Genomic DNA, 7245 nt, shown 5'->3' on the forward strand with positions numbered 1-7245 from the left:
TCAGAACCCCAGGCGCGGGCCGGCCTGGCGGGCCGGGGCGGCCGAGGCGGCAGGGCCGCCCGTCACGCCGGTCACCACGGTCGCGCCTTCAACCAGTTCTGCCGCGTTCGGCGAATCGGGTCGCACCAGCAGCTCGGTGGCCGTGCCATCGCTCACGCCCAGACGCACATCGAAGGCCCGGGGCTGACCGTTGGCGTCAAGCAGGTAAATGCGGCCGCGCTGCGATGCACCACGACCGGACCCGGCTGGCCGGCCCTGTCCGGCCTCACGAGGCGTGCGACTGGCAGCACCGTTCGCAGCGCCGTTGGTCGCCTGGGGCGCAGCCGCGCTGGCGGGCGCGTCGGCCGGGCCTGCGGGCACCGCCGCGGGCTCCACGCCGGCAATGCGCACGCGCAGCGCAGCGTTCGGCACCTTCAGCACCGACTCGCGCGACTCCGTGACCACGCGCACGTTGGCCGTCATCCCCGGCAGCAGGCGCCCGGACGTGTTGGCAAAGCCCACCACCGCCACGTAGGTCACCACGTTGGACACGTTGGTGGCGGCCTTGCGCACCTGGCGCACCTGGCCTTCAAACGTCTGACCCGGGAAAGCGTCCACCGTGAAGCTGGCTGTCTGGCCCGGCTGGATGCGGCCCACGTCGGCCTCATCGACGCTGGTGTCCACCTGCATGTCGGAGAGGTTCTGCGCGATCACGAACAGCTCGGGCGCCTGCAGGCTGGCGGCCACGGTCTGGCCCTTCTCCACGGTGCGCTTGATCACGATGCCGTCCACCGGCGAGGTGATGCGGGTGCGCGAGAGGTCGATGCGCGCCTGCGCCAGCGCCGCTTCGCGCTGTGCCACGTTGGCCTGCGCGCTCTTGATCTGCGCCTCGCTCACGCCCACCAGCGCCTGCACCGCCTTGAGCGATTCCTGGGCCGAGGTGAGCACGGCGCGGGTGCGGTCGGCCTCGCTCTGGGCAATGAAACCCTGCGCCACCAGGCTGAGGTTGCGCTCATGGGTGCGCTGCGCCTCGGCCAGGTCGGACTGGGCGCGCGACACGTTGGCCCGGCTCGACGCCGCATTGGCCACCGAGATCGCCACCGCCGCGCGCGCCGCGTTCACATCGGCCTGGGCCGAGCTCACGCGGTATTCAAAGGTCTGGGGGTCGATCTCGGCGATCAGCTGGCCGGCCTTGACCTCGGTGTTGAAGTCCACATAGACCGCGCGCACCTGGCCCGAGACCTGGGTGCCCACCGACACCTGCGTGACCGGGTTGACCGTGCCGCTGGCGGAGACGCTGGCCTGCAGCGGCCCACGCTCGATCAGGGCACTGCGGTATTGCACAGCCGACTGCGCGTTGCGCTGGGTCCACCACCAGGCGCCGCCGGCCACCAGGGCCAGCACCACCACACCCGAAATCCACGTCGTCTTTTTCATCGTCCCATTGTAGGAACGGGGCCTCGTTTCTTCACCACCGCCGGGTATCGCCCGGGTTTCCCTTGCGTAAAGACGGAGGGGCGAGCGCTGCGTTTCGCCGCATTTCGCGCCCCCCAGGCCCTGATCCGTCTCAAGCCGCCGGAGGCTTTCGGCGTGAGCCGGCTTTACGCCGACCGGTTTCGCGCGATGTGAGGCCGCTCAGCGGTGGCCGCGACGGTCGTGGCCGCGATGGCCATGACTGCGGTGGCCGTTGCCATGGCGGCGGTCATCCCAGCGCGGGCCGTGGCCCCAACCTGCGCGGTAGTACGGGCGCGGCGCCACGTAGATGGGCTGCGGGTACACCACCACCGGACGCGGATGCACCACGATCGGGCGGTGATAGATCGGGCGGCGTTCTTCGTAGATCGGGTAACGCTCTTCGTAAACCGGGTAGCGGCTTCCGTACACCGGCGGGTAGTTGGACACACCCACGGCCACGCCCGGCGAGTGCACGCCGATCGACCAGGAAATGTTGTTGTCGCGCGCCTGCGCTGGCGTGGCGATGGTGGACATGGCCCAGGCGCTGGCGGCCAGGGCGGCCAACGTAAGGCCCCGGGCCAACGCCGAGGTGCGGGCCCAATGGGCTTTGAGAGACAAGGTTTTCATGGCTGGCTCCTGAATTCGCGTGGGGCTGATCTCAGGGTCTTGCTCACCCTGTGCGTGCATTACAGACAATCATCCACTTCGCCGTACCGCATGCCCCGTCAAAGTCGTTGCCAGACGTAACCCCATGAACACCCCAACCTTCCCCACCGCCGCCCTCGATGTGCTCGATTTCTGGTTCGGCGACGGCCTGCAGCTCGACTGGCCCTCGCAAGACTTCAACCAACGCTGGTTTGGCGGCAGCCCGGCGCAAGACGACGCCATCCGCCAGCGCTTTGGCGCACTGGTGGACACCGCGCTGGACGGCGGCCTCACCGAGTGGGAGACCGAGCCGCGGGCGCGGCTGGCGCTCATCGTGCTGCTGGACCAGCTCTCGCGCAATGTGCACCGCGGCCAGCGCCGCGCCTTTGACGGTGACGCCCGTGCCCAGCGCCTGAGCCGCCGCTCGCTCGCCGAGGGCATGGACACCACGCTCACGCCGGCGGGCTGCGTGTTTCTCTACATGCCGCTCATGCACGCTGAAAACCTGGAACTGCAAGAGGAATGTGTGGCGCGCTTCCAGCGGCTGGTGGACACCGGCCCGGAGCCGCTGCGCGAGACGCTCGCCAACAACCTGCGCTTTGCCGTGGTGCACCGCGACATCGTGGCGCAGTACGGCCGCTTCCCGCACCGCAACGCCGTGCTCGGGCGCATCGGCACGCCAGAGGAAGACGAGTTCCTGAAAGACGGTCCGCGCTTCGGCCAGTAGTGGTCGGGCGATGTGTCGGCCCAGCGCGGAACGCTCAGCCCGCTGCCAGTGGCTTCAACGCCGCTGGCAGCCAGCCGGCCAGGCGCGCGTGGATCTGTGCCTCGCGCCGCTGCCACCAGATGCCCAGCGCCACCACGCTCAAGCCCAGCAGCGTGAGCGCAAACGGGAACAGCAGGCTGTCTTCAAACACGCGGTACGACAGATAGCCCAGATAGCTCGCCACGCCAACGGCACCCAGCACCGTGAATACGCGCCGCCCAATGGCAGCACCCAGGAACACCAGCCCCACGTTGATGAGCGCGTAGATGAACTTGTTCAGCTCCGAGTCGCAGTCTCGCAGGCTCAAGCCCGCCCAGAACATGATGGCGCCGAAGAGGTAGAGCCAGAACGCGAAGTCTTGCCGGTTCAGGGGGTGCGTCGAAGCACGCGTGCGCAGATCGACCCACACCGCAATGGCGCAGGTGGCCAGGCCGAACACCAGCGACACGTCGCGCGTGAACGCCCAGTCGAAGCCTTCCTTCTGCATGAGCATGTGCGCCACGTCCATGCTGAGGTACCAGATGGTCACGGCCACCGGCATCACCATGAAGGGCAGCCTGAAACTGCGCAGCATGACCACGGCCGCAGCCAGCGTGGCCAGCTCCAGCGTGAGCCAGCGCCAGTCGATGAAGCGGTGGTAATCGCGGTAGCTGTCATGGCTGCCTTCGGGCCAGAAACCCAGGCCGCTCTGCAGCGCCCACACCGCCAGCGGCACCAGGCACACGGCCAGCGTGGCCAGCACACCGGCCGGCGTGCGCAGGCGCTGCACCATGAGGTTGCGCGCCACCAGCAGCGCCCCCGCCATGTAGCCCATGGCCAGGGCAAACACCCCCCAGGCGCCAAAGAGCTCCCAGCCCAGCGTCATGAACAGCGTCATGGCGCCGATGGCCAGCATGCCGCCGAAGTAATACAGCGTGTTGGTGAACGAGAAGCTCGGCCCAGCCGCCACGCGCGGCATGGGCGCCATGGGCACGCCCGACGGCAAAGGCTGCGCGGCAGGCGGCGCCAGCTCGGCCGCGGTCACGCGTTGGTCGCTCCCCGGTGAAGCCCACGAGGCCCAGAGTGCATGCGCCTCGCTCGGCACGATGGCGCCACGCTCCACCGCAGCCTCGATGTCGGCCCAGCCCAGGCGCACGCGCACCGATGGCAAAAACACGTCTTCGGCTTGCGTGATCTCCCAGGTGGAGGGCTCTTCGGTGGGGATGGTTTCAGGGTTTTCGTTGTGCATGTGTTTGTGTGCCCCGGGGGGTTTCCTCGACTCCGCAGCAACGATAACGGAAAGCCGCTTGCGCAAGCTGTGCGCTGCGACCATTCAGCCCGCGCCACAGACCGTCCGCACGGAGTCATCTCAGTTGCGGGCTGAGCCACCTCGGTTCGGGCTGAGCCATCTCCGTTCGGGCTGAGCCATATCCGTTTGGACTGAGCTACTCCCGTTCGGGCTGAGCCATATCCGTTTGGGCTGAGCTACTCCCGTTCGGGCTGAGCCTGTCGAAGCCCTCGCCTGCATCTGTGTGAACCCTTCGACAAGCTCAGGGCGAACGGGTGGGTCGGCTCAGGACGAACGGGTGGATTGGCTCAGGCCGAACGGACGGAGTGCCTCAGCGCGAAAGGATGCTTGAGCAAAACCCAAACGGAGTGGGTGAGATCAATAGAATGCCTTGATGAGCTCCAACACCCCCCCAAGCAAGCCCACCAGCACCCCAGGCAACGCCCCCGCAGAGGGCGATCACAAGGTCAGCAACTTCCTGCGACAGATCATCGAAAACGATCTGGACAAAGGCACCTACGCCCAGCGCCGCTGGGCCGGCACCCCGGGTGACGCAGCGCACCACGCCGCCGGCCAGCCCGACCCGGCCAAGATCCGCACCCGCTTCCCGCCCGAGCCCAACGGCTACCTGCACATTGGCCACGCCAAGAGCATCTGCCTCAACTTTGGCCTGGCGCGCGACTACGGCGGCGTGTGCCACATGCGTTTTGACGACACCAACCCCGAGAAGGAAGACACCGAGTACGTCAACAGCATCCTTGATGCCGTGCAGTGGCTCGGCTTCAACTGGGAAGCCAACGGCCAGAGCCACCTCTTCCAGGCCAGCGACTACTTTGGCTTCATGTACCGCGCCGCCGAATACCTCATTGAAGCCGGCCACGCCTATGTGGACGAACAGACGAGCGAGCAGATGCGCCTGGCGCGCGGCGACTTCGGCAAGCCCGGCATCGACAGCCCGTTCAGAAGCCGCACCCCCGCCGAAAACCTGGCGCGGTTCAGGGAAATGCGCGACGGCCAGCACGAAGACGGCAGCATGGTGCTGCGCGCCAAGATCGACATGGCCTCGCCCAACATCAACCTGCGCGACCCCGCCATCTACCGCATTCGCCGTGCCACGCACCACCACACGGGCGACGCCTGGTGCATCTACCCGATGTACACCTTTGCGCACCCCATTGAGGACGCACTGGAGCAGATCACCCACAGCCTGTGCACGCTCGAGTTTGAAGACCAGCGCCCGTTTTACGACTGGCTGCTGGAGCGCCTGACCGAAGGCGGCCTGCTGCAAAGCCCGCCGCCCCGGCAGTACGAATTTGCCCGGCTCAACCTCACCTATGTGATCACCAGCAAACGCAAGCTCGCGCAACTGGTTTATGACCACAAGGTGAGCGGCTGGGACGACCCGCGCATGCCAACCATCGTGGGCCTGCGCCGGCGCGGCTACACGCCCGAGAGCATCCAGATGTTTGCCGAGCGCATCGGCGTGACCAAGAGCGACAGCTGGATCGACTACAGCACGTTGGAGGGCTGCCTGCGCGAAGACCTGGAAAACAAGGCCCACCGCGGCATGGCCGTGCTCGACCCCGTCAAGCTGGTGCTCACCAACTGGGCCGAGGCCTTTGGCTCAGACGATTACACGGAAGACTGCACCCAGCCCGCCCTGCCCCACCACGCCGTGCCCGAAGGCCAGACCCCGCCGCCCGAGCGCGTGTTCAAGATCGGCAAAGAGGTTTGGATCGAACGCGAAGACTTTGAAGAAGTGCCCCCCAAGGGCTACAAGCGCCTGTTCCCAGGCAACGTGGTGCGCCTCAAAGGCGGCTACGTGATCGAGTGCACCGGCTGCGAAAAAGACGCGAGCGGCACCGTGACCGCCGTGCACGCCAAGGTGATCCCCGGCACCAAGAGCGGCACCCCCGGCGCCGACAGCGTGAAAGCCAAAGCCGCCATCACCTGGGTCAGCGTGGCCGACGGCGTGCCCGCCGAAGTGCGCCTGTACGACCGCCTGTTCAGCGACCCCCAGCCCGATGCTGGTGGCAAGGACTTCATTGAAGCGCTGAACCCGAACAGCTTGAAGGTAGTGACGGCTTATGTGGAGCCGTCATTGGCTGCGGCGAAACCGGATGAGAAGTTCCAGTTCGAGCGGTTTGGGTACTTTGTGGCGGATCGGGTGGACCATGCGGCGGGGAAGCCAGTTTTCAATCGGATCGCTGGGTTAAAGGATTCTTGGGGGAAATAAACGGCGAATGTTGATCAAATAACCATCAGAAATATAATTCAGGAGGAACCATGAGCTACACGAAAAGAATTGAATTTGGAAACTTCACCCTTAAATTTGGAGACGAAAAAGTCTTACTCGACTTTTTCGAAGAAATAGTAGAACCTTCATTTACGGCTCAAAAGCATCATCGAAAAATAGAAGGTAAAGGCGAATATTTCTTTCTAGACTCATCCAAAATAACACTCACTGATTTCAATAAGAAAAAACATCCCGCCATAGTTGGAAGAATAGTAAAGAATACGAAGCTAAAGCGAGAGCAAATCTTTCAGGACAATCACATTGTTGCTGATAAAAAGGAACTCGAAACAGCACCTACGTCGATCTTTCTACTTCTCCTTGAAACTCATCGACTGATATTTTGTAGAGAATTACCTGGCGCCCCCTCAATTCAAAACTTTGAATCAACCTGTCAAAAATTTTTAATTATTGAACACAAAATCCTTGTTCAAAAACTCATTAAGGATGCGATACTTCCAAATGAAGAAAAAGCCCCGCGAGGAACAAGGGCAAATATACATAGGCGCTATCCCAGCCCGAGGCTTCGCATCACTCCTCTTTCAGATCGTCAATCTCTTAGTGACTTTATCGATAGATTCAAGAAAATCGAGAAAGTCACTATAAAACTACTCCCCACCAATCAAGAGGAGATTGACAACGATAGCTTTTGGGCAGATCTGGGGAGACGAAAGGAAGAAATGGGAAGCTCAATAGCATCCATTCAATTTAATGGCGGCAGAGATGGCCTAGTTGTGAAGAGTCAAGAGGTTGTTTCTTGAGCGAGTGAGCCGGGACATGGGAGCGATGCCGCCAATGCCTTGATGAGGGCGGTGCCAGTTGTAGTGGTGATTCCAGTAG

The 7245-nt window shown here is 63.6% G+C and carries 6 protein-coding genes and 1 pseudogene; 3 read left to right on the forward strand and 4 right to left on the reverse strand.

Features of this window, described 5'->3' with window-relative positions; genetic code table 11:
* Positions 1 to 1416 (reverse strand): efflux RND transporter periplasmic adaptor subunit, encoded by a 1416-nt coding sequence (locus tag ASE11_RS16770; protein WP_082585785.1) that lies wholly within the window; start codon positions 1414 to 1416, stop codon positions 1 to 3.
* Positions 1417 to 1614: 198 nt separating this feature from the next.
* Complete coding sequence (locus tag ASE11_RS16775; protein WP_056274081.1) at positions 1615 to 2061, reverse strand: hypothetical protein; 447 nt, start codon at positions 2059 to 2061, stop codon at positions 1615 to 1617.
* 124 nt (positions 2062 to 2185) lie between these two features.
* Here ASE11_RS16775 and ASE11_RS16780 point away from each other — a divergent pair, with 124 nt between their 5' ends.
* Complete coding sequence (locus ASE11_RS16780) at positions 2186 to 2806, forward strand: DUF924 family protein (protein ID WP_056274084.1); 621 nt, start codon at positions 2186 to 2188, stop codon at positions 2804 to 2806.
* Between the two features lie 34 nt (positions 2807 to 2840).
* Here the strand turns inward: ASE11_RS16780 and ASE11_RS16785 are convergent, their stop codons facing one another.
* Positions 2841 to 4073 (reverse strand): DUF2157 domain-containing protein, encoded by a 1233-nt coding sequence (locus tag ASE11_RS16785; RefSeq protein WP_235501326.1) that lies wholly within the window; start codon positions 4071 to 4073, stop codon positions 2841 to 2843.
* Between the two features lie 433 nt (positions 4074 to 4506).
* Between ASE11_RS16785 and ASE11_RS16790 the strand changes: the two genes are divergently transcribed.
* Positions 4507 to 6348, forward strand: a complete 1842-nt coding sequence (locus ASE11_RS16790; protein ID WP_056274087.1) for a glutamine--tRNA ligase/YqeY domain fusion protein — start codon at positions 4507 to 4509, stop codon at positions 6346 to 6348.
* A gap of 50 nt (positions 6349 to 6398) precedes the next feature.
* Complete coding sequence (locus ASE11_RS25955; protein ID WP_156406383.1) at positions 6399 to 7166, forward strand: hypothetical protein; 768 nt, start codon at positions 6399 to 6401, stop codon at positions 7164 to 7166.
* Here the strand turns inward: ASE11_RS25955 and ASE11_RS26165 are convergent.
* Positions 7134 to 7245, reverse strand: a pseudogene (locus tag ASE11_RS26165) (IS481 family transposase); the annotation flags it as partial. The gene ASE11_RS25955 and the pseudogene ASE11_RS26165 overlap by 33 nt on opposite strands.

The sequence above is a fragment of the Hydrogenophaga sp. Root209 genome (assembly GCF_001428625.1).
GTDB lineage: Bacteria > Pseudomonadota > Gammaproteobacteria > Burkholderiales > Burkholderiaceae_C > Hydrogenophaga.

Excerpts from the sequence above, each read along its gene's own strand:
- ASE11_RS16770 (WP_082585785.1), bottom strand. The coding sequence starts at position 1,416 with ATGAAAAAGACGACGTGGATTTCGGGTGTGGTGGTGCTGGCCCTGGTG.
- ASE11_RS16775 (WP_056274081.1), bottom strand. The coding sequence starts at position 2,061 with ATGAAAACCTTGTCTCTCAAAGCCCATTGGGCCCGCACCTCGGCGTTG.
- ASE11_RS16780 (WP_056274084.1), top strand. The coding sequence starts at position 2,186 with ATGAACACCCCAACCTTCCCCACCGCCGCCCTCGATGTGCTCGATTTC.
- ASE11_RS16785 (WP_235501326.1), bottom strand. The coding sequence starts at position 4,073 with ATGCACAACGAAAACCCTGAAACCATCCCCACCGAAGAGCCCTCCACC.
- ASE11_RS16790 (WP_056274087.1), top strand. The coding sequence starts at position 4,507 with ATGAGCTCCAACACCCCCCCAAGCAAGCCCACCAGCACCCCAGGCAAC.
- ASE11_RS25955 (WP_156406383.1), top strand. The coding sequence starts at position 6,399 with ATGAGCTACACGAAAAGAATTGAATTTGGAAACTTCACCCTTAAATTT.